Annotated in this window: 16 protein-coding genes; 11 read left to right on the forward strand and 5 right to left on the reverse strand. The window is 68.6% G+C overall.

Annotated features, from left to right (window positions below; genetic code table 11):
• The first annotated feature begins 6 nt into the window (after positions 1–6).
• From CP981_RS01750 to CP981_RS01765, 4 genes are all read left to right on the forward strand, one after another.
• Positions 7–225 (forward strand): MbtH family protein, encoded by a 219-nt coding sequence (locus tag CP981_RS01750; RefSeq protein WP_085923158.1) that lies wholly within the window; start codon positions 7–9, stop codon positions 223–225.
• On the forward strand, positions 222–1,211 hold the full coding sequence (locus CP981_RS01755) for a class I SAM-dependent methyltransferase (RefSeq protein ID WP_085923157.1): 990 nt from the start codon (positions 222–224) through the stop codon (positions 1,209–1,211). The genes CP981_RS01750 and CP981_RS01755 overlap by 4 nt, the downstream gene beginning before the upstream one ends.
• Before the next feature lie 376 nt (positions 1,212–1,587).
• Positions 1,588–3,144, forward strand: coding sequence for an FMN-binding glutamate synthase family protein (locus CP981_RS01760; RefSeq protein ID WP_085923156.1), 1,557 nt, complete (start codon positions 1,588–1,590; stop codon positions 3,142–3,144).
• 123 nt (positions 3,145–3,267) lie between these two features.
• On the forward strand, positions 3,268–4,053 hold the full coding sequence (locus CP981_RS01765) for an alpha/beta hydrolase family protein (RefSeq protein ID WP_085923155.1): 786 nt from the start codon (positions 3,268–3,270) through the stop codon (positions 4,051–4,053).
• A 16-nt stretch (positions 4,054–4,069) separates the two neighbouring features.
• On the opposite strand, the gene CP981_RS01770 is transcribed toward CP981_RS01765, so the two are convergent.
• The gene (locus CP981_RS01770) at positions 4,070–5,392 is read right to left on the reverse strand and encodes a cytochrome P450 (protein WP_085923154.1); all 1,323 of its coding nucleotides are present in this window, start codon (positions 5,390–5,392) and stop codon (positions 4,070–4,072) included.
• Between the two features lie 214 nt (positions 5,393–5,606).
• Between CP981_RS01770 and CP981_RS01775 the strand changes: the two genes are divergently transcribed.
• The gene (locus CP981_RS01775) at positions 5,607–6,788 is read left to right on the forward strand and encodes an acyl-CoA dehydrogenase family protein (protein ID WP_208852879.1); all 1,182 of its coding nucleotides are present in this window, start codon (positions 5,607–5,609) and stop codon (positions 6,786–6,788) included.
• 128 nt (positions 6,789–6,916) lie between these two features.
• On the opposite strand, the gene CP981_RS01780 is transcribed toward CP981_RS01775, so the two are convergent.
• Positions 6,917–7,897 (reverse strand): AraC family transcriptional regulator, encoded by a 981-nt coding sequence (locus CP981_RS01780; protein ID WP_085923153.1) that lies wholly within the window; start codon positions 7,895–7,897, stop codon positions 6,917–6,919.
• A 390-nt stretch (positions 7,898–8,287) separates the two neighbouring features.
• On the opposite strand from CP981_RS01780, the gene CP981_RS01785 reads away from it, so the two are divergent.
• A complete protein-coding gene (locus CP981_RS01785) occupies positions 8,288–9,508 on the forward strand; it encodes a styrene monooxygenase/indole monooxygenase family protein (RefSeq protein ID WP_085923152.1) in 1,221 nt (406 codons plus the stop codon).
• Between the two features lie 76 nt (positions 9,509–9,584).
• The gene (locus CP981_RS01790; protein ID WP_085923151.1) at positions 9,585–11,309 is read left to right on the forward strand and encodes a flavin reductase; all 1,725 of its coding nucleotides are present in this window, start codon (positions 9,585–9,587) and stop codon (positions 11,307–11,309) included.
• Between the two features lie 277 nt (positions 11,310–11,586).
• Here the strand turns inward: CP981_RS01790 and CP981_RS01795 are convergent, their stop codons facing one another.
• The 3 genes from CP981_RS01795 to CP981_RS01805 all read right to left on the reverse strand — a co-directional run bounded on the left by CP981_RS01795 (position 11,587) and on the right by CP981_RS01805 (position 16,728).
• The gene (locus tag CP981_RS01795) at positions 11,587–12,495 is read right to left on the reverse strand and encodes an IPT/TIG domain-containing protein (protein ID WP_244329490.1); all 909 of its coding nucleotides are present in this window, start codon (positions 12,493–12,495) and stop codon (positions 11,587–11,589) included.
• A gap of 243 nt (positions 12,496–12,738) precedes the next feature.
• Positions 12,739–13,890, reverse strand: coding sequence for an ABC transporter substrate-binding protein (locus CP981_RS01800; protein ID WP_085923150.1), 1,152 nt, complete (start codon positions 13,888–13,890; stop codon positions 12,739–12,741).
• A 441-nt stretch (positions 13,891–14,331) separates the two neighbouring features.
• A complete protein-coding gene (locus CP981_RS01805; protein WP_085923149.1) occupies positions 14,332–16,728 on the reverse strand; it encodes an Orn/Lys/Arg family decarboxylase in 2,397 nt (798 codons plus the stop codon).
• A 386-nt stretch (positions 16,729–17,114) separates the two neighbouring features.
• On the opposite strand from CP981_RS01805, the gene CP981_RS01810 reads away from it, so the two are divergent.
• The 4 genes from CP981_RS01810 to CP981_RS01825 all read left to right on the forward strand — a co-directional run bounded on the left by CP981_RS01810 (position 17,115) and on the right by CP981_RS01825 (position 22,722).
• Entirely contained in the window at positions 17,115–18,533 is a 1,419-nt protein-coding gene (locus CP981_RS01810; RefSeq protein ID WP_085923148.1) for a DEAD/DEAH box helicase, read from the forward strand.
• A gap of 88 nt (positions 18,534–18,621) precedes the next feature.
• Positions 18,622–19,401 carry an SDR family NAD(P)-dependent oxidoreductase gene (locus CP981_RS01815; RefSeq protein ID WP_085923147.1) on the forward strand — a complete coding sequence of 260 codons (780 nt, stop codon included), beginning with the start codon at positions 18,622–18,624 and terminating at the stop codon, positions 19,399–19,401.
• A 654-nt stretch (positions 19,402–20,055) separates the two neighbouring features.
• Positions 20,056–21,333, forward strand: a complete 1,278-nt coding sequence (locus CP981_RS01820; protein ID WP_085923146.1) for an ATP-grasp domain-containing protein — start codon at positions 20,056–20,058, stop codon at positions 21,331–21,333.
• Positions 21,334–21,453: 120 nt separating this feature from the next.
• Positions 21,454–22,722: a radical SAM protein gene (locus CP981_RS01825; protein WP_085923145.1), complete on the forward strand. Its 1,269-nt coding sequence runs from the start codon at positions 21,454–21,456 to the stop codon at positions 22,720–22,722.

Consider the following 22,722-nt stretch of genomic DNA (forward strand, 5'->3'; position numbering starts at 1 on the left):
CCGAATATGAGCAATTCCTTGGACGAGCCGGACGGCTCATTCCTGGTGTTGATGAATCACGAGGCACAGTACTCACTGTGGCCGGAATTCGCAGAGATTCCCGACGGGTGGACGGTCGCACTTCCGAAGAGCGACCGGCAGACCTGCCTGGATTACATCGAACAGCAATGGACGGATATGCGTCCGAAGAGCTTGGTGAACGACATGACAAGGGGTGCGGCATGAACAAGGTTGGTGCGACGATATCCGAGGTGTACAACCACGCCCTGGCAGCTTCGGCGATCAGTGCGGCATGGGAGGTCGGCGCCTTCGACGCGCTGCGGGAGTCCGGTCCCCTGGACGCCGAGGAGTTCGCAGCCGAACGGGGCCTGGACGTCGCCTCGATGCACGAGCTGTTCCGCGCTCTGGCCGCGGCGGATGTCGTCACCCGGGAGGGCGTCAAGGTCCGCCCCGGCCCGAACTTCGACGAGGCGGACCGGTCCAAGTCGCTGTTTCACTGGATGACACGAGGCTGCGGCGAGCTGTTCAACACTCTTCCGGACCTGATCCGGGTGGAGAACCGCGAGGGTTCCTTCTACCGGCGTGACGCGGCGGCGATCAGCGTCGCCTGCCGCGAGATCAACGCCGAGTGGTGGGACCCCGTCTTCCGGCCGGTGGTGAACGGGCTGGACTTCACCTACGTCGCCGACCTGGGCTGCGGCAGCGGCGAGCGGCTGATCCGGCTGGCCAAGTCCAGGCCGGGCGTGCGCGGGCTCGGCATCGACGCCGCCGACGGGGCCATCAAGGTCGCCACCCACGCGGTGGCGGAAGAGGGCCTTTCGGACCGCATCAGCATCACCCAGGGCGACGCCACAAAGCTCGAACCGCGCGCCGAGTACGCGGGAGTCGACCTGCTGACCTCGTTCATGATGGGACACGACTTCTGGCCGCGGGCCGAAGCCGTCGCCTCCCTGCGGCGCATCCGCGAGGTCTTCCCCGACCTGAAGCACTTCCTGCTCGCGGACGCGACGCGGACCACGACGTACGCGGACAGCGAGATGCCCGTCTTCAGCATGGCCTTCGAATTCGCCCATGCCGTGATGGGCGACTACCTCCCCACGCTGGAGGAGTGGGGACCGGTCTTCGAAGAGGCCGGCTGGCGCCTTGCGGGCCAGCACCCCATCTCCGTACCGGCGGACAGCGTGATGTTCCACCTGGTCCCCGCCAGCTGACAGACAGCGGCCGCCCCCGTGCCTCACCCCGAGGCACGGGGGCGCCCGCACTCCCGCAACGGTTGCTCAGCGCCGCCATCGACGACCCGGGCTACTTCTGCGACCCGGCCTGCGCTGGGCTTTTGCCTGGCGGGCACCTTTCGTCCGTCCCGTTCGTACGCGAGCGTCACCGTGCACAGCCTGTTCCGACGCGCCTGAACCACCCGCCGCTGGGAAGACCACCCCACCCGCGCCCCTCTGGCCGGGCGAGGCCCTAATATCATCTGGCGTTCTCTGACGGACGCTGACGCCCGCTGGGTCGTGCCTGCCGCCCGACGCCCGGCACGACGACTCCACTGCACGGCAATGGAGTCGAGTATCGAGGAGAGGAACGTTCATGCGCGCCCGGAGCATCGCCACGGCCACCGCAACAGCATTGGCACTGGTGGCCGCTCGTGACCTTGTCCAGAAGAAACACGCACTGCTCCGGAACTTCCCCGTGCTCGGGCACGCCCGGTACCTGCTGGAGACGATCGGGCCGGAGCTGCGGCAGTACATAGTCACCTCCAACGACGAGGAGCGCCCGTTCAGCCGCGACCAGCGCACCTGGATCTACGCGTCGTCGAAGGGGGAGAACAACTACTTCGGGTTCGGAACCGACAACGACGTCGAGCACACGCAGGGGCACGCCTACCTGAAGCAGCGCACGTTCGCCGGCACGCTGCCCGACGTGCACGACCCGCAGGCCCCACTGCCGTCAGCCAAGGTGCTGGGCGGGCCGCGCGGGCGCGCCAAGGCCTTCCGGCCGGCGAGCGTGGTGAACATCTCGGCGATGAGCTTCGGATCGCTCTCCGGCGCGGCGATCACGGCGCTCAACAAGGGCGCGGCGCTGGCGGGCACCCTGCACAACACGGGCGAGGGCGGTCTCTCGCCGTACCACCGCAACGGCGGCGATCTCGTCCTTCAGATCGGTACGTCCTACTTCGGCTGCCGCAACGAGGACGGCAGCTTCAACATCGACAAGCTCAAGGACGTGGTCGCCGGTGCCCCGGTCAAGGCGATAGAGATCAAGCTCTCCCAGGGCGCCAAGCCCGGGCTGGGCGGAATGCTGCCGGGCGCGAAGGTGACCCCGGAAATCGCCGAGATCCGCGGCATCCCGCGCGGCGAGGACTGCGCTTCCCCGTCGCGGCACACCGCGTTCGGCGACGTCGACTCGATGCTCGACTTCGTCGAACTGCTCGCCGCCGAGACCGGCCTGCCGGTCGGGATCAAGAGCGCGGTGGGAGAGATGGAATTCTGGCAGGAGCTGGCCACGCTGATGGCGCGTGGTGACCGTGGTGTCGACTTCGTGACCATCGACGGCGGCGAGGGCGGCACCGGGGCGGCGCCGCTCACCTTCTCCGACTCGGTGTCGCTGCCCTTCCGGATGGGCTTCTCCCGGGTCTACGGCGTCTTCGCCGAGCGGGGGCTGACCGACGACCTGACCTTCATCGCCTCCGGCAAGCTCGGCCTGCCCGAGAACGCCGCGGTCGCCTTCGCTCTGGGTGCCGACATGATCAACGTGGCCCGTGAGGCGATGCTGTCGATCGGCTGCATCCAGGCGCAGAAGTGCCACACCGACAAGTGCCCCACCGGCATCGCCACCCAGAGCCCGTGGCTGGCCCGCGGCCTCGACCCGGCCTCGAAGGCCACCCGGGCCGCCGTCTACCTGCGCACCCTCCGCAAGGAGCTGCTGAAGGTCTCGGCGGCCGTCGGTGTCGCCCACCCGGCGCTCATCACGGCCACGGACATCGAGATCATGAACGGCGACTACGAGGCCCGCACCCTGGCCGGCGTCTACGGCTACAAGGACGGCTGGGGCGAGCTGGGCCCGCACCTCGCCGAGGAGATCACCGCACTGCTCACCGCCGATCGGTCCTCCGAGCAGTCCTCCGACCACAAGCCGACCGCCTGACGTGCCGATCACGGCCGGCACCACGCTCGCCGCTCCCCTGCCCGGAGCGCGCGCGTGGCGCCGGCCGGTGGCACTCTTGTCTTCCCTGCTCCACGAACAGCCCCCTGCCTAGGTGATCACAGCATGAGCGAAAAAGTGAGATTCCCCAGCGTCGTCGGCCCCGAGCTGGCCGGTGCGATCGACCTGCCGGAGGGCGAGATCCGCGGCTGGGGGATCTTCGTGCACGGATTCACCCTCGGCAAGGGCTCGCCGGCCGCGTCGCGTGTCAGCAAGCAGCTGGCACGCGAGGGGATCGGCATGCTGCGCTTCGACAACCTCGGGATCGGGGACTCCGACGGCGACTGGGGGGACGGTTCCTTCACCGTCAAGGTGCAGGACACGATCCGTGCCGCAGCCATGATGGCGGAGCGAGGAACTCCGGCAGACCTGCTGGTGGGGCACTCATGGGGAGGCGCCGCCGTCCTCGCCGCGGCGGCCGAGGCCACCGGTGTCCGCGCGGTCGCCACGATCGGGGCGCCGGTCGATCCCAGCCACGTCGAGCGACAGTACGACGCGGTCGTGGACCGCGTGCTCAGTGACGGGTCGCACGAGTGGTTCGTCGGCGGGAGGACCCTGGTCCTCAAGCGTGCCTTCGTCGAGGACGTCCGCCGTGCTCATCTGCGGGACCGGATCGGCGAGTTGGACCTGCCGCTGCTCGTCCTGCATTCGCCGACCGACAACACCGTCGACATCGACAACGCCGGAGAGATCTTCCGCGAGGCACGACACCCGCGAAGCTTCGTCTCACTCGAAGGAGCGGACCATTTTCTGACCGCCCGAGGACAAGCACAGCGAGCCGCCCGCATCATCAGCGCCTGGGCCGACCAGTACATCCACGGGGCAGGGGCCCGCAGGAAGGATGTCCGGTGATGACCGGGCAGGTGCCTCAGGCGCCAGAGAGGTCCCGTGGCCGCACCATCATCCGGATCCCGTCCCGTGCCCAGAGCACGAACCGTTCCACCGGCGTCACTTCATGCCCCGGCGCGGGCCGAAAGCGCAGGCGCTTGAGGAGGACGGCCAGGACGAGCTGGGCCTCGACCGTGGCCAGAGCGGCGCCCTCGCAGTTGCGTGGCCCGATCCCGAAGGGGACGTACGCGAGCCTCGGCCGCTTGGCCACCTCCTGCGGCGTGAACCGTTCGGGGTCGAACCGCTCCGGCTCGGGCCAGTGTTCCGGGTTCAGGTGCACCGCCCAGAACGGATAGAACACCGTCGTCCCGGCCGGGATCTCGTACGGGCCCAGAACCAGGTCCTCGGTCGTCTCGCGTGCGCCGTACGGGCCGGGCGGGAACAGGCGCATCGACTCCTTGAGCACCATGTCCAAATATGTGAGCCGCCGCAGATCACCGTAATCGGGCGCGGCGCGCTCGCCCAGCACCTGGTCCAGTTCGGCGGCGACGCGATCGGCCGCGTCGGGATGGCGGCCCAGCACGTGCAGCGTCCACGAGATGGCGACGCCGGTGGTGTGGTGGGCGGCGAGCAGCGTCACCATCACGGTGTCCCGGACCCGCGCCGGGCTCTGACCGGCCTCGACGAGCGCCCCGATCAGGTCGCTGCGGTCGGTGCGGCCGCCCGAGCGGTGCGCCGCCACCACGCGGTCGACCGTCCCGCGCAGATAGGCAAGAGCCACCTCGGCCCGCTCCGCCGAGCGCGGGTCGGCCCGCGGCACCTGGTAGAGCCGCCCGAGGTGCTCGGTGAGCACCTCCTCGAACGCGGCGACGACACGGTCCGTGTCGGTTTCCGCGCCGCCGAGCGCGAACCCGCAGATCATACGGAGCGACAGCGCGGTCAACTCCTGTTGCAGCTCAACGGGTTCGCCGTCGGTCTGCCCCGCCCAGCGGTCCGCGAGCTCCCGCGCCAGCTCGGTGAAGCGCGCGAAGTGCCGCTCGTGAGCCGGCCGCCCGGCGAGCACCGAGAGCAGTAGTCGGCGCCAGGGGGTGTGCTCGTCGGCGGGTAGCACTTGCAGGTTTCCTGCCTCACACAGCGGGTCCAGGAACGCGAACAGCTTCTCGGGCCGCGTGTCGAGGTGCGCCGTGGCCTCCAGAAGCACGGGATCGGCGACCGACACGGCCGTTGCCGCGCCTGGCAGTTGGAAGCGCACGACGGGCCCGTACGCCTCGTGCAGGCGTAACTGGTACCGGTGCAGCCCACCCGCGGCCGCAACGGCGCTCAGCCCGCCGTCCTCCTGGTGCTCGGGGCCGGGGATACGCATAACGGTGCCTCCTGTGCCACGCCCTGGCCTCGAGTCCGTTCCGAGGGGCCGCCCGTCAACTCGCCCTTGCATCAACCAGTTTCCACCCGTTCCTGCTTCCCTATCCCACGGCGGGTCCGGTGCCCGTTCCGTTCCCTTGGCCAGGTCGAGGAACGGTGCGGTTCCTCCCTTATGGTGACGCTGGCTCAATACTGACAGCGAGGAGCAACCATTCATGGCGGTCTCGATCGGATTGCATGTCAGCCCGGAATTTCCCGCGATGCTGGAGCGGATTGACGCACTTGGCGGGGTGCTTGAGGCGGACGCGGACGCGGCCGAGGAGCTCGGCAGACTCACCGAGGACGTCGCGCGGGCATTGCTGGGTGCTGGGGTCGTGGGGGCCGCACTGCCGCAGAGCCTCGGCGGCTACGAGTTCTCCCCACGCCAACTGATAGAGACAGTCGAGCGGATCAGTTACCACGATTCCGCGGCCGGTTGGACGATGATGGCGCTGCAATTGATGACCGGCACCACTGCGGCCTATCTCGATGCCGTTGCGGCGGCCGACTTGTTCCCGGATGTCGCGGGTGGGGACCACGCGTTGCTGGCCGGTCACGGCACCCGTCCCGGTCGGGCCGTCCCGGTGGAGGGTGGCTATCTGGTGAGCGGCAGTTGGCAGTTCGCCTCCGGCATGGCGCACGCCACCCATATCCACAGTGCGATCCAGGTCGAGGGCACCGGGGAGCTCAGGGTGCTGGCGATGCCGAAGTCGCAGGTGGAACTCGTCGACAACTGGGATGTGCTCGGGCTGCGTGCGACGCACAGTATTGATTACCACTGCGCCCATGAGTTTGTCCCCGCGACGCACACGTATGTCGCCACGACGACGCACCCCGCCAACGGCGGCGCGATCTACCACCTCGGATTGGTCAACATGTCCGCTATCGGACACACCGGTTGGGCATTCGGTGTCGGGCGGCGGCTGCTCGATGAGCTGAAGTTGGTCGCCGCGGCAAAATCCGGCACACGTAACGCCGCCGTCGACACCGCGCAGTTCCACGCGGAGTACGCGACCGCCGAAGCCAAGCTTCGTTCGGCACGGGCGTGGGCGATGGAGGTATGGCGAGGTATCGAAGGCACCCTCAATGCGGGCGAGTTGACGAGTACCGAGCAGAACACTCTGCTCAGGCTGGCGCTCAACCACGCGACGTGGACGGTGCAGGACGTGGGTCAGACGGTGCACCGGTGGGCGGGGACGGCGGCGATCCGGCGTGGGCCGATCGACCGGTTTCTGCGTGATCTCGGCACAGGTACCCAGCACATCACCTCAAGCCCCACGGTCCTGCAGAACTGCGGGAAATGGCTCAGCGGCGCACAACCCCGAGCGCATTGGGAATTTCTCGACTTGACGCCGTGACCACCAGGTCAGCGAGTGCGCCGGAACGAAAGGAGTCGGCGTTCGCCCGGCTCCCGGATTTCATGCTGCCTGGGGTCCTGCCCGCCGCCCCCGCTGATCGACAGGACGGTCGAAAGCCCGATTTTCTCCTATGACCGCAACGTCTCCGAAGGCGATTCCCCGAACTGTTGGCGGTACGCGACGGAGAAACGGCCCGGGTGCAGGAAGCCCCAGCGGGAGGCGACGGCGGTGACGGTCGCGGCACCCGGGTCGGAGGCCAGGAGTTCCTTGCGTACGCGGTCCAGGCGGACCTCGCGCAGGTACGCGAGCGGTGTGGTGTCGAGGTGCCGGCGGAATCCCTCCTGAAGGGCCCGTACGCCGACGCCCACGCATTCCGCGATCTCCGCGACCGTGAGCGGCTCGGCGGCGTGTCCCTCGATGACCTCCATGGCGCGGCGGACCGCGGGCGGTGCGACGCGCGGCTGCTCGCCGAGCAGGGCCGACGTGTAGTTGTTGGGCTGGGCCATCAACAGCTGGGTCATGAGGAGTGATTCAAGCTGTTTTGTCACCAGGGGCTGGCTTGTCATCCCACCAGGTCCCTCCGCCTCCCGGCGCATGAGGTCGACGATGTTGAGCCAGGAGCGGGAGCCCGGTGTCGTGAGGTTCATGCCGAGCGAGAAGAAGATCGGGCGGCGCACGGTGCGGCCGAGCAGACTGCCCAGGTGCGATTCCAGCGATGATCGGTCGAACCACACGATCAGCTGCGGATTGCCGTCACCCCAGCGCATGTCCAACTTTCCGGTCGGCGAGGGGACAGAAGCAAGTTCCGGGGAGGAAATGATCTCCTCGCGGCCGCAGGCGATTTCGGCGTAACCGGCGAGCGGTATCTGGACGAGGAAAAAGCTCTCCAGATCGCCCGGTGTAATCCGGACTTCCGTTCCGTAATCGAGGTAATAGAGACCTGTCCGATCGAAGGGTGCGCCGTGCAGCCGGGCGTCGAGCGTCGCCGAGCGCCGCGTGATGCGCAGGTCATGCGGACAGAAGGCACGGCCGACCTCGGCCCGCGCCTCCCAAATGTCCGCTGTATGGAACAGCTGGTGATTTGCGAGGGGGGACTTTTCAGCGGGCATGTAAACCTCCACCGCCGAGATGCGCGATCGGGACAGCAATCCGCGTGATCCGGATAGCGAAGGTGATCTTGCCATACCAAGATTGCCCCCTGACCGCCGCGGACCCGAGAGAATCCTGGGAATCAACAATGCAGGGAGTGCCGGGCCGATTCGGCCGGGCCCCTCTAGCCGGCCGGGTTACCCCGGGCCCATCCCCCGGCCCTACGGGTGACCCGGCCTCCCGCGGCTGCCCGCCAGACCCCCCTCCGGCGGGCAGCCGCATTCCACACAACCGCCACACCCATCCGTTAGCGCCGCCACGTGCCGAAACGCTTCCACAGAGCACGACACCGCACGGCACTGCACGGCACCGCTCAAAAACGCACACCCCAACCCCCGGAGAACCCCCTCATGCGCAAGATCACCATCGTCGGAGCCGGCCAGGCAGGTCTCCAGCTCGGCATCGGCCTGATCGACCACGGTTTTGACGTCACCATCGTGTCCAACCGCACCGGAGACCAGATCCGCGAGGGGCGGGTCATGTCGAGCCAGGCCATGTTCGGCACCGCGCTCGCCCACGAGCGCAACCTCGGCCTCGACTTCTGGGGCGACGCCTGCCCGTCGATTGCCGGTCTCGGCGCGAGCATCGCCGACGGCCAGGGCGGCCGGGCGCTCTCCTTCGACGCCCGCCTCGATGCCACCGCCCGCTCCATCGACCAGCGCGTCAAAATGCCACTCTGGATGGGTGAGTTCGCGCGCCGCGGCGGCCGTCTGGAACTCTGCGAGGCCGGCATCGAGGACCTGGAGCGCTACGCCGCCGAGTCCGACCTGGTGATCGTCGCGGCCGGCAAGGGCGAGATCGCGGGGCTGTTCGAGCGGGACGCCATGCGTTCCCCGTACGACGCTCCGCAGCGCGCGCTGGCCCTGGCGTACGTCACCGGCATGGCAGCGCTGCCCGACCGCCCCGGCGTCAGCTTCAACGTCATCCCCGGTGTGGGTGAGTACTTCACCATGCCCAGCCTCACCACCAGCGGCCCCTGCGACATCATGTTCTTCGAGGGCATCCCGGGTGGCCCGCTCGACTGCTTCGACGGGCTCACCCCCCACGAGCAGCTGGCGAAGTTCCAGGAGCTGCTGCGGACGTACGTTCCGTGGGAGGCCGAGCGCTGCACCGATGTCACGCTCACCGACGGGAACGGCACCCTCGCGGGCCGCTTCGCGCCGACCGTCCGCAAGCCCGTCGCCACGCTGCCCTCCGGCGCGCAGGTGCTCGGCCTCGCCGACGTCGTCGTCCTCAACGACCCGATCACCGGCCAGGGGTCCAACAACGCCTCGAAGTGCGCGGCCTCCTACCTCTCCACCATCCTGGACCACGGCGAGCGCCCGTACGACGCCGCGTTCATGGAGCTGGCCTTCGGCCGCTTCTGGGACACCGCGGAGGCTGCCACGACCTGGACCAACGCGATGCTCGGCGCCCCGCCCCAGCACGTCCTGGAGCTCTTCGGCGCGGCGAGCGCCAACTCCCGTATCGCCGCCCGCTTCGTCAACGGCTTCGATGACCCGCGCGACTTGTTCCGCTGGTTCATGGACCCGGTCGCCGCGAAGAACTATCTGACCGAGGTCGGCGCCTGAACGACCGGCAAGGCGGGCTCACCACTACTGATATGACGTCAGTGATAGATACGAATCGAGAGCAGGACAGCAGGACATGAGAAGGATCGCGGTGGTCGGAGCCGGGCAGGCGGGTGCCCAACTCGCCCTGGGACTCCAGGCGCACGGCTATGACGTCACCTTGGTCGCCGACCGTGAACCCGACGAGATACGTCGCGGGCCGGTCATGTCCAGTCAGTGCATGTTCGACACCGCGCTCCAGAGCGAGCGCGAACTCGGCCTGCACCACTGGGAGGACCAGGCCCCGGACATCTCCGGCATCGCGTTCTCTCTCATCGGTCCGCACGGCACTCCGGACGTCTCCTGGCGCGCGACGTTGGAGGGCCCTGCCCACTCCGTCGACCAGCGGGTCAAGTGTGCCGCCTGGATCGAGCAGTTCGCGGATGGCGGTCGCGGCGAGGTCGTGCTGCACGAGGCGGGTGTCAACGACCTCGAATGGTACGCCCGTACGCACGATCTCGTCGTGGTCTCCACGGGCAAGGGCGAGCTGAGCCAACTCTTCCCATGCAACTCCGAACTCTCCCCGTACGACCGGCCGCGCCGTGCGCTGGCTCTGACGTATGTCACGGGAGCGGCACCGCGGGAGGAGGCGGGCGCCCTCCACTACCGCATGGTCCCCGGCGTCGGCGAATACTTCTCCTTCCCGGCCCTCACCACCACCGGACCCTGCGACATCATGGTCTTCGAAGGCGTCCCCGGCGGCCCGATGGACTGCTGGGACGACATCCGCACGCCTGAAGGCCACCTCACCCGCTCACTGGAGATCCTGCACCGGTTCTTCCCCGACGAATACGAGCGCCATCGGCACGCCCGGCTCACCGACAGCGGCGGCGTGTTGCGCGGCAGGCTCACTCCGACCGTCCGGCACCCCGTCGCCCGCCTGGCCTCCGGCCGGCATGTCCTCGGCATGGCCGACGCCGTCGTCCTCAACGATCCGATCACCGGCCAGGGCGCGAACAACGCGGCCCAGGCCGCGACCCACTACCTCGACAGCATCCTCCGCCACGGCACCGCCGAATTCACCCCGCAGTGGATGCAGCGCACCTTCGACCACTTCTGGCGCGGCTGGGCCCAATGGGCCGTCGGCTGGACCAACTCCCTCCTGACCGACCTGAGTCCCCACCACCGTGACCTTCTGACAGCGGCGGCCGAAACCCCCTCTGTCGCCGACGCCCTCGCCGCCGGATTCGACGACCCGCGCACCCTCTACCGCTGGTGGTTCGAGGAAGCCGAAGCACACCGCTTCCTCGCCGAGAAGCGCGCCCAGCACGCCGCCCGCTTCGACGGCCGCGAACTTCGCCGCGCGCTGGGCCAGTACGCCACCGGCGTGACGGTGGTGACGGCCCGCGCCCCCGACGGCCGCAACGTCGGCATGACCGCGAACTCCTTCACCTCCGTCTCGTTGAACCCGCCCCTCGTGCTGTGGTGCCCGGGCAAAAACAGCCCGAGCCTCCCGGACTTCACCGACGCCTCGCACTTCGCCGTCCACATACTGGCCGCCGACCAGCACCACCTCTCCCGCCAGTTCGCCACCCCGGCCGACGACAAGTTCCGCGGGACCCCCACCACCCCCGGCATCGCCGGCACACCCCTCCTGGACGGCGCGGTCGCCCGCTTCCAATGCCGCACCGTCCAACGCCTCGACGCCGGCGACCACATCATCTTCCTCGGCGAGGTCGAACAGTACGAGGCCGACGGCGGCACCCCTCTGGTGTTCCACTCGGGGTACTACCAGGTGGCGACGAAGCATCCGGATATGTGAAAACGTCCTCCGGGCCGACACCACTTACCTTCCCACCGGAGAGGGCGGGTCGGACCTCTCTGGGCGGGCAGGGTCGGCCGGCAGAGGAGCTGAACGACGACTTGCCAGGTGCCGCCCGTCAGTAACTTTCCTGTGGTATATGGGCAGTTAGCATGAGTTGCCGGGCTACAGGGCCATGACCGCCCTGTAGCGATCCCTCGCCCGGGCACGCTTCCACCGGTCGGCGGCCAGGGCCCGGGCTGCTCGAAGGGCCACCCTGGAACGGGGCGTGCGGACGCTACCGTCCGGTGTAGGTGAACTCGTCGTCCGGGCTGGTGGGAGAGGTGGCCTTGCCGATCGTCACGGTGATGTTCACCGTCTGCTGGACGTCGAACAGATCGGGCGCTGTTGCGGTGAGCTGGCCGGTGGAGATGAACTTGACCGAGCCGGATGCCTTGTCCTTGAAGTGCACGGTGGCGCCATTGGCGAAGCCCGAGCCGTTGATGGTGACCGGGGTTCCGACCTTTCCGCTGGTCGGGCTGACCGCACTGACCACCACAGGTGCGGGTCCGCCATAGGCGAACTGCGACATCGCGACGGCCGGGGAGGTGCCGAGGGTGTTGGTGACGCGGACGTGGACGACGCCGGTTCCGTCGGGGGCCCGGACGGTGATCTTTCTGCCGGAAGGGTCCACGGTGGGCTTGGTGCAGGCGAAGTGACCGAAGTCGACCATGCTGTCCGGACTGAAACCGGTGCCGTTGATGGTCACCGTGGCGCCTGGTGCGCCGAAGGTGGGGGTCATGTCGGTCACCACCGGCGGCGAAGGGACGGGAGGCGCCCCCACCAGGTCCAGGTAGGTGGAGTTGGCGTGCTGGAAGGCGACCTGGCCGAGGAAGTCCTGGGTGGTCTTGTTGACCAGGTTCTTGGCAAGGCTCGTGTATCCGGTGTTCATCAGGCAGAGCGTGCCGGGCTGGACGTAGACGTTGCCCTTGGTGCGCTTGGAGATGGTCCCGATGAGCACCTTCACTTCGTCGGTCGCCTGCGGTCCCGGGCTCGGGTACCAGCCGGTGGTGGTGTCGAGATCGGCCCACGCGTGCGGTACCAGGTCGTAGGCGTTGTTCTGGCGCTCGTCGATGACCCACGGCACGGAGTTGACGTAGTCGACGAAGCTCTGTCCGCCGGCGGTGGGAGCGGCATAGGTGATCACCGCGACCGTCCGATGGGATCGCGCACCATCAGACCTCCCCTCTGCGGTGTCCGGTGTCTTTCCTGCCTTCAGGTGGACCAGGTTCACCTTGTTGGCCCTTCGCCATCCCTGTGTGTGGTGAGCCGAGCCACGTGATGCTGAGGCTTTCCGCGCCGCCGAGATGCACGAGCACCAGCCGAACGCGCGGTGCCCGCCGTTCCGAAGAAACGGCGGGCACCGCCTTGGCCCTGGTGAGAGTCGCGGCTACCTGGAGACGGGCTTGCCCCAGCCCTGGGCGATGTCATCCTTGGCATGGCCCAGCTGCGCCTCGCTCGGGAAGCTCGGCGTGCCGGAGACCTTCGGCAGCTTGGCGGCCGCGGTCTTGTCGATCGTGCCGTCCTTCTCCATGGCGGCCATCAGAGCCGGGCGGGCGTACCCCTTGAGCCAGAGGTTCTGGCCCTCGGCGCTGTAGAGGTACTCCTGCCACAGTCGGGCGGCCGCCGGGTGCGGGGCGTTCTCATTGATGGCCTGCGAGTAGAACTCCGAGAACTTGCCGTCCTCCGGGACCGCGACCTGCCAGTCGACTCCCCTGCTCTTGAGCTTGTCGGTGTACCTGGCGTTGAGGTAGTCCCAGTCGAGGACGATCGGCGTCCGACCCTTCACGATGGTGGCCCCGGTGGACTGGACGGGCGTGTAGTTACCGTTCTTTCTGAGCTTGGTGAAGAAGTCGATGCCGGGCTGGATGTAGTCGAAGGAGCCACCGTTGGCGAGGGCGGCCGCGTACACACTCCCGAAGGCCGAACCCGACTTGTTGGGGTCGCCGTTGAGCGCGACCTGCCCCTTGTACTCCGGCTTGAGCAGATCCTTGAAGGTGGTCGGACAGGTCTTCACGCGATGGGCATCGCAGCCGATCGAGATGTAGCCGCCGTAGCCGTGGTACCAGCGGCTCATCGTGTCCTTCTGGCCATCGGGGATGTCAATGAAATCGGTGACCATGTACTGCGCGAGCAGATTCTTCTGGGCGGCGGTGTACGCGAAGGAGCTGCCGAGGTCGAGGACGTCGGGCGCCGTGTCCTTGCCCTTACGGGAGGTGACGGCGTTGAGCTCGTCCTGGCTGGCGCCGTCCGGGTTCTCCACCTTGACCTTGATGCCGTACTTCTTCTCGAAGCCGTCGATCAGCGCGCCGTAATTGGCCCAGTCGCGGGGAAGCGCGATGGCGTTCAGCGTGCCTTCCGCTTTGGCTGCCTTGACGAGCGCATCCATGCCCCCGAAGTCCTCGGCCGTGATCGCGGTGGCCGCGCTCTCTCCGTCAGCGTTGGTCGACGCGTCGGGGCCCGCGCCACAGGCGCTGAGGACGAGTGTGGTGGCGACGAGGCCGCCGGCAATGACGACGGATCTCGGCAGGAACTCGGGCACGGTCTCTCCAGAGGGGTACACAGGGGGCACAGGGGACAGACGGGCCTTCGCGTGGGGGGTGACAACTTGCGCGAATAGCCTGTCTGAACAAGTTGGCCATAGTAGGCACGCTGCCGATGCCTGGTCCGTAACATCTTCAAAACTCTTAGCTACCATTCCTGCACATCTGTGACACGCAAGGATGGATGCGCCACGGCGCTTCCTCCACGCTGGTCACGATGTGCACACAGCGCACCACTCTGAGCGAGCGAGGGGTGTCGGCACGGCACGGGAAGCTCGCCGAGAAACGGCACGGGGAAGCTCACTGAGAAGCTGCGGCGGTCGGCGGGAGTTTCCCCTCGCCGCCCGCCCTCATCCCGGAGCCGGGCCTGCGCCGTCCCCGTTTTCCGGCTGGCCCCCCGTCCGGCCGGGTCGGCAGGGGGCGTACCTGGTGCCTTGAGTTCAGCCTGGGGGTAGTTGAGAGCTGAGCGGGTTCGGCGTCGGTGTCTTGTGATGCTCGCTGGCTGTGCAGCCGGTCTGCTGGGCGGGGATCTGGCGTACGCACTCGATGAGGTAGTCGCCGGTCTCCGGGGCGAGGGTGACGCCGTGGGTCTCGCTGCGGAAGCCGGGGAAGCGCCGGTCGAAGGATTCCAGGGCGGTCAGGTAGCGCAGCAGCGGGCCGTCGAGCGCGCCGGTATTTTCGCCGGGCATCAGGACGGGGATGCCCGGCGGGGTGACGGTGACCATGGCGGCGGCCACCCGGTCGGCCGCGTCGGTCAGTCTTACGCGCTCGGTGCCGCCCCGGATGAGGCGCTGGTAGCAGTGCTGGGGCGGGGTGACGGGCTCGGGCAGGTCCTGGAAGGCGGTGTCGAGCAGCTCGACCAGGCGGGCGTCGCGCAGGTGGTGGTGCATCTCCTGGCACAGTTCGCGCAGGGTCTGGCCGGTGTAGCGGTGGGGGTGGGCGGCGACCAACTCGGGCAGCAGGCTGTCCAGGGGTGCGTTGCGGTCGTAGAGCGTTTTGAAGTCCATCAGGGCGTCCATCAGGGTTCCCCACTTGCCCTTGGTGATCCCCATGGAGAAGAGGAGGAGTGTGGTGTAGCTGTCGGTCTTCTCCACCACGATGTTCCTGGTGGCCAGGTAGGCGGTGAGGACGCGGGCGGGGATGCCCCACTCGGACATCTGCCCGGTGGCGTCGATGCCGGGGCAGGTGAGGGTGACCTTGATGGGGTCGAGCAGGCAGTAGCCCTCGGTCAGGCCGGTGAAGCCGTGCCAGCCCGCGTCGGGCTCCAGCTGCCAGCAGGACGGTTCGCTGCGCAGCAGTTCGGCCGGTGCGTCGGCGAAGGGCAGACGTTCACCGGTGGCGGGGTCGGTCACGGTCTCGGGTTGCCAGACGCCGAAGAACCAGTCGGGCCGGTCGTCGGCGGCTGCGATGCGCCGGCCGACGCGTACGACGGTCTGGCGGAAGCGGATGGCTTCGGTCACCGCTTCGTCGATGAGGCAGCGGCCCTGGGGGCCGTCCATCATCGCGGTGGCCACGTCGAGGGAGGCGATCATCGGATACAGCGGTGAGGTGGTGCCGTGCATCATGAACGCCTCGTTGAACCGTTCGTGCTCCACCGGCGCCCGGGGTGCGGGTTTGATGTGCACCATGGCGCTCTGAGACAGGGCGGCCAGCATCTTGTGGGTGGATTGGGTGGAGAAGACAGTGGGGCGTTCGGGGCCGGGGAAGGTGTCGGGGCCCACCGCCATGCCGTAACGGCCGGCGTAGAGGGGGTGGAAGCGGGCGTAGGCGAACCAGGCTTCGTCGAAGTGGAGCCGGGGAGTGCTGGGGGCGAGTGCCTTTGCGACCTGGAGGGTGTCGTAACACAGGCCGTCATACGTGGAGTTGGTCAGCACCGCGTACTGGGCCTCGGGCGAGACGGCGCCCTGAGTCAGTAGGTTGCGGCTGGTCCTGGCGGCGACCGACTGTGCCTGGATTTCGGCAGGCGCCAGGGGTCCTGCCAGTCCGTAGCCGTTGCGGGTGGGGACCAGGTAGACCGGCCGGGCTCCGGAGAGGACCAGGCCATGCAGCACCGACTTGTGGCAGTTGCGGTCCACCAGTGCGATCTCGTCCTGGGTGACGCTGAAGTGACCGACCATCCGGTCGCAGGTGGAGTCGCCGTGGAGCACGAAGTAGGTGCGGTCGGCACCGAAGACGCGGGCGGCGTTGCGTTCCGCCGCTCCGACCGGGCCGGTGTGTTCGAAGAGGGAACCGAGTTCCTCGACGGAGATCGACAGGTCGCTGCGCAGCAGCCGTTCTCCGAAGTAGTCGTGGAAGGCCCGGCCGACGGGGGACTTGAGGAAGGCGACACCGCCGGAGTGCGCAGGGGTGTGCCAGGAGTACTCGTGCGCGTGGTCGAAGCGGCGCAGTGCCTTGAAGAAGGGCGGCAGCAGATCGCCCTGGTAGCCGCGGGCGGCGCCGGCGATGCGTCCGGCGATGAACGGTGCGGTGTCCTCCAGCGGCCAGATATAGCCGATCACGGTTTCGGCCACCCACAGGGGCAGGTGTTCCAGGTCTTCGCCGGCCGTGACCAGGAAGACGGGGAGGTTCTGGAAGCGCCGGCCGGCGTGGCGCAGTACCGCGGCGCCGCCTGTTTCGCCGCCGTCTGTGGCGGCCTGAGGAAGGTCCCAGTCGACCACGGCGGCGGCCAGGCCTGCCTCGGTGCGCAACACCGCCTGGGCGTCGTCAGCTGTGCTGGCCCAACGCACGTCGAGACCTCGGGTCTCCAACTCATTGCGGATTCTGCGCAGTTGCTCGTCGGCGATGCCTCCGCTCTGTGAGGACTCGCGTACCGCGAACAGTACCGTCCCGTCGGTCATAGTGGCCCCTCTGCTCCGCGCGTATCGGTGCATGGTCTGCTGTGCGCGCCATGCGTGCTGTCCGAGAGGCAACCGGAAGATCACCGGCAGCGGTCCGGCGACCGGGCGAAACCACTCCGATGAGGGAAACGCCGCATCCGACCGTGCTGTAGGCACGCTCCTGGCATCGTTACGGGCACGGCGCACTCTCCCCGCGCGGCTGGGTGCCCGGCTTCCTCGCCGAGATCAGCACCACAGCGCCGGGCCGAGCAGTCACTTCGTGTTACCCTCACATGTTCGGGCGGCCGTGACGGTCGGCGATTCCGTCCGTGCGGATCCCATCATTTCGTCGGCTGCCTATTCCTGCCGGGCCTTCCTCGGTACGTTCCCCATGCGGAAGGCTCTTCATGAACCACCCGGACCGCCTCGGCACCTCGCACGGCAACCTCGCCCGGCCAGAGGCTGCCCTCACCCCGACGGTGTCCCCCGTCGCCTCCTTCGCCGACCTGGAACTGCCGGCCGAGGTGCTGCGAACGCTCACCGAGCTCGGCGTGCGCGAGCCCTTCCCGATCCAGGCGGCCACGCTGCCCAACGCCCTCGCGGGACGCGACGTCCTGGGGCGCGGGCGCACGGGATCGGGCAAGACGCTCGCCTTCGGCCTGCCGCTGCTCGCACGGACGGCCGGGCGGCGCGCGGAGCCGAAGCAGCCCCTCGCCCTGATCCTGGTGCCTACCCGGGAGCTGGCTCAACAGGTAGCCGAGGCGCTCGCCCCGTATGCCGACGCACTCCGGCTGCGGATGGCCACGGTCGTCGGCGGCACGTCGATCGGCCGGCAGACCGCTGCGCTGCGCGACGGGGCCGAGGTCGTCGTCGCCACCCCTGGCCGCCTGCACGACCTGATCGAGCGCAGGGCCTGCCACCTGGGACGGGTACGGATCACCGTCCTCGACGAGGCCGATCAGATGTGTGACATGGGCTTCTTGCCGCAGGTCACCGAGGCGCTCGACCAGGTGCACCGCGACGGCCAGCGGATGCTGTTCTCGGCCACCCTGGACCACGACGTGGATCAGCTGGTCCGCCGCTACCTCCACGACCCCGTCGTCCACTCGGTCGACCCGTCCGCGGGCGCGGTCACGACGATGGACCACCATGTGCTGGTCGTCCACGGCCCCGACCGGTACGCCGTCACGACGGAGATCGCCGCCCGCGACGGCCGCGTACTGCTGTTCCTGGACACCAAGCACGCGGTCGACCAGCTCACCCGGCATCTGCGGGCCAGCGGAGTGCACGCCGCGGCCCTGCACAGCGGCAAATCCCAGCCGCAGCGCACACGGACCCTCGCCCAGTTCAAGACCGGCCAGCTCACCGTCCTGGTGGCGACCAATGTCGCAGCCCGTGGTCTGCACGTCGACGACCTCGATCTCGTGGTCAACGTCGACCCGCCCACCGACCCCAAGGACTATCTGCACCGCGCGGGCCGCACTGCCCGGGCCGGTGAGTCCGGCAGCGTCGTCACGCTGGTGCTGTCGGGCCAGCGCCGCGAGATGAGCCGGCTGATAGCCGGGGCCGGCATCGAGCCGACGATCACCAAGGTGCGCTCGGGTGAGGCGGAGCTCAGCCGGATCACCGGGGCCAAGGCCCCCTCCGGCACCCCGCTCGATGGTGGGCCCGCCGCGCCCCGGGCCAAGAACACCAACGCCCCGTTCCGCGGCCTGGGCACCAGCAAGGACGCCTCCCGCGGCGCCGGCGGCAAGTCCCGCAAGGCCAACGAGGCCCGTAAGCTCGCCGAGGCCCGCAAGGCGGCCCGGGTGCGCCGCGGCAACTGAGGCTTGGACCCGCACCTCGCCCCCACCTCCAGGTGACCCATGCCGTCTCGGCCGCTGTCGCCGTGGAAGCGCCGTCTAGGGTGCGGGCATGACGTCTCATAGCTACCTCTCCGAACTGTTCTCCCTGGACGACCGGGTCGCTGTGGTGACCGGCGGCAGTTCCGGCATCGGCCGGGCCATCGCCGGGGCTCTCGCGCGAGCGGGGGCACGTGTGGTGATCGTGGCGCGCAAGGAGCCGGAACTGACCGCCACGGTCGACGAGTTGGCGACGGACGGCTGTCGGGCGGCCTGGGTGAGCGCCGACCTGAGCAGTCGCGACCGGGTGCGCGCGGCGGCTGAGCAGGCGGCTGAGGTGTTCGGCGAGCCCGACATCCTCGTCAACAGTGCCGGCATCAACCTGCGACCGCCGATGGGCGAGCTGGGCGAGGAGGTGTGGGACGCCACCATGGCGGTGAACCTGGAGGCGCCCTACTTGCTGGGCCAGCGGTTCGGGCCCGGCATGGCCGAGCGGGGCTTCGGGCGGATCATCCACGTCTCCTCCCAGCAGGCGCACCGGGCGTTCGTCCAGAGCGGCGCCTACGGGGTCTCCAAAGGGGCGCTGGAGTCGCTGGCCCGCTCTCAGGCCGAGGCGTGGTCGCCACACGGCGTCACCTGCAACACGCTGGTGCCCGGCTTCGTCATGACCCCGCTCAATGCGCGGTTCTCCTCCGCCCCGGAGAAGGTGGCGGCGCTGGCCGCGCGCACGATGGTCGGTCGCAACGGCCTGGCCGAGGACTTCGCCGGAGCAGCGGTGTTCCTGGCCGGCCGCGGCTCCGGCTACGTCACCGGGCAAGCGATCTTCGTCGACGGCGGGCTCTCCGTTCACTGAGCCCAGCACCGCACGAACTCCGTCCCCGGCTCGCGAAGGTCCACGCACCCGCCGTCCACAACGGGGGCGCCGCCACTCGTTCGCCGTACGGAAACTGCGTCTCCTCGCGAACCGGAGGCATGCGCTTGTGCGTAGCTTCTCCGGTTCCTGAGGCCGTGCCCCTACAGGGAGGAGACGGATGGCTACCGTCAAGGAAGACTGTCGTGCCCTGTCTGAAAGCAGCCGCTTGGAAGGGGCCCTGGGCACCGCTTACACCCAGCGTGCTGACCTGGTGCAACGGGCCTTGTGCCAGATGCTGCCGTTCGATTCCGGGCGGTGTGGAGTGGGGGTGGAATCGACTGGAAGTCGTCAGGGGCGGATATAGGACGGGCATCGCATAGTTTCCGTCAATTCTGTGACCTCTGGGACTTGATGCAGGTCAGAGCAGAATTCCCGGCAAGTCAAGCTTTGCGCAAGTCTGTTGACAGGGGCGGAGTACCGCTGCGACCTTGTCATCGCCTCGCCACTCGAACGGTTCGGTCGTCGCGCTGCGGCCCCCGTTTGGCGTTGGCTCGGTTCATGTGGTCCCGGTGCCGTCGGCGGACGTGTTCCCGGACCTGAAGAAAACGGGGGGCAAGACGTGTATCGCAGCATGCAAACCAGAAAGACTTTGTCGTGACCCTGGTGGTCATCGGTGCCAATCCGACGGTCGCGCGAGCGGCCGAGGCTCTCCCCGGTGATCTCCTTCATGTACAGCTGCCCGGGGCCCCGGCCCTGGACCGGAGCAGCGGGACGCCGGGCACACAGCAGGTGCACACCGTCGACTTCCACGACGGCCCGGCCTTCCTCGCGTTCGTCGACGAGGTGCTCAAGCCGTTGTCGCCCAGTGCCGTTGTCTCGCTCACCGAGCTCGGTCTGGAGCCGGCGGCCGCGGCGGCGGAGCGGCTCGGCGTACGGGGGGTCACCCCCGCAGTCGTCCGGCACACCCGCGACAAACTGGAGATGCGGCGGGTCCTCGAACGGAAAGCGCCACATCTGAACCCGGCCTTCGCCTCCGGCGGCGACCCGGACGCGGTGGCCCGGCTGTTCGCCGGGCACACCCCCGTCGTGGCCAAGCCCGTCAACGGCGTCGGCAGCAATGCCGTGGCCCTGCTGGACCGTGCGGCGGACCTGACGCCGGACCGCCGGACCGCCGGAACCCTGCTGGAAGCCTTCGTCGGCGGGCTGGAGTTCAGCGTGGAGACGCTGTCCGCCGGCGGCCGGCACACCGTCGTCGGCATCGCCCAGAAGGGGACGACGGGCAGCTTCGTCGAGGTCAGCCATATGATGCCGCCGCCGGCCCTGGACGCCCGCGGGCGGGCCCGGGTCGAGGAGGCGGTCGGACAGCTGCTCGACGCCCTCGGGCTGGCGGACGGTCCGAGCCACACCGAGGTCAAGGTGGACGGCGACCGGATCATCGTGATCGAGACGCACAACCGCCTCGGTGGCGACGGCATCGCCGACCTGGTGCGGCTCACCACGGGCATCGACTGGCGGGTCGCCGCCCTCGGATGGGCGGTCGGCGCGGGAGTGCCGCGCGGGCAGGCCGCGGCCGCCACGGCCGCGACCGTCTTCTTCACCGCACCGCCCGGCACCGTCACCGCCGTCGCCCCACCACCGTCACTGGCCCACGGAACGATTGTGGAGTGGGAGGTCACCGTGGAGCCCGGCGACCCGGTCCGCCCGCTCAGGTCCTCCACCGACCGCCTGGGCACGGCCGTCGTCACCGCCGCGGACGCGGCGGCGTGCGTAGCGGCGGTGGCCGAGCTGACGGCGTTGCCCATCGTCACCACGCAACCCGACGTCCCCGTGCGCACCCTCACGGACGCCCGCTCCACCGCACAGCCCGACGCCGCTTCGCCTGACAGCACGGCCCCGCCGAGCACCGTCACACAGCCCGCGCCCGTCGCGTAACACGCACCACCACTCACGCACTTCGGCCCGGCGGCGCCCTGCCACAGGGCACCCCGGGCCGATCACAGCCGTACCTCTCTCATCGCTCGTCACACGACTCGACCACACCCTGGGGGGACCATGCCTGTCGACAACGCGCCGATTTCCTACGATTTCCATGGAGATGCGCCGTTCACCACGCCGTTCCAGGAGATCAAGCCCGAGGAGATCCACATCTACCTCGACCTGGACACCAAGGTCGGAAAGAACACCTGCGGACAGAAATGTACGCACTGTTGGTTCGTCAACTACGAGAAGGTCTACGACAAGTCGTTCGCCATGGAGGAAGGCCCCCGGATCCTCTCCGGCCTCCAGTCGCACGGCTACCACGTCTACCCGCGGTACGTGGACAGCTTCGCGTACGACGGTGAGTTCATGCGCATCTACGGACCCGCCAACAACCGTGAGTTCAGACAGGAATCCGACCACAAGCCCACCGAGACCATGGAGAAGGGCGACGCCTGGACCAGCGGCCGCCCGCTGCTCGCCGACAACTACCTGGAGCTGCTCGACCTCGCCCGGGTCAACGGCTACGGCACCATCTCCATCACCTACCACGGCGTCATCGACGAGAACCTGGCCGTCATCGACGACGGCAGCTACCCGATCAAGGGCGTCTTCAGCGGGGCGAACACCGAGGAGGTGCTGCGCCGGATCGACCACTACAACGACCACTACCGCAGCACGCTTCCCGCGGACGCCGACCGGTCGGACGCCTTCCGGGTCAACATCGGTGTCACCATCGGCCGGCACAACCACGGCCGCCGGTCCCTGGAGCGCTACGCCCACTACTTCAACAAGCTGGGCGTCGACACGGTCCGCTTCAACAACTTCTCCGACCACGGCGGCCGGCACCCCGAACTCCAGCTCAGCTACGAGGAGATCGAGCAGGCCTACCGCGACTTCAAGTGGCTGCACGAGAACATCGAGCTGGGCTTCCAGCTCGGCGTGAGTGAGGACTTCGGGACCTTCGGGATCAAGGCGATGGGGTTCCCCGGGCATGTCGGCTGGTGCCGGGCCGGCCGCCAGCTGTTCGCCGCCATCCCCACTCAGGAGAGCGTGCTGTCGGAGTCCGCCGACGGGCGCCGCGAGAAGATCGGTGACATCGTCGGCTGCGTCAACACCTTCGAACCGCACCTGGGCATCCTCGTCCGCACGGTCGCCGGTGGGGGCGAAGACGTCCGCTACGACCTGGAGTTCGACCACGCGGCCATCCAGGCGTTCACCGACAAGCGCCTCTCCGGCGCCTACAAGGACGGCTGCTTCGCCCGCGAACTCGCCCAGGAGCAGCAGCTGGTCTCCCGGGTCCCCGCGCGCCGCCGGCTCCCTCTCGTCGAGACGACGGGCTGA

It is taken from the genome of Streptomyces platensis (genome assembly GCF_008704855.1).
In the GTDB taxonomy this organism is placed as follows: Bacteria; Actinomycetota; Actinomycetes; order Streptomycetales; family Streptomycetaceae; genus Streptomyces; species Streptomyces platensis.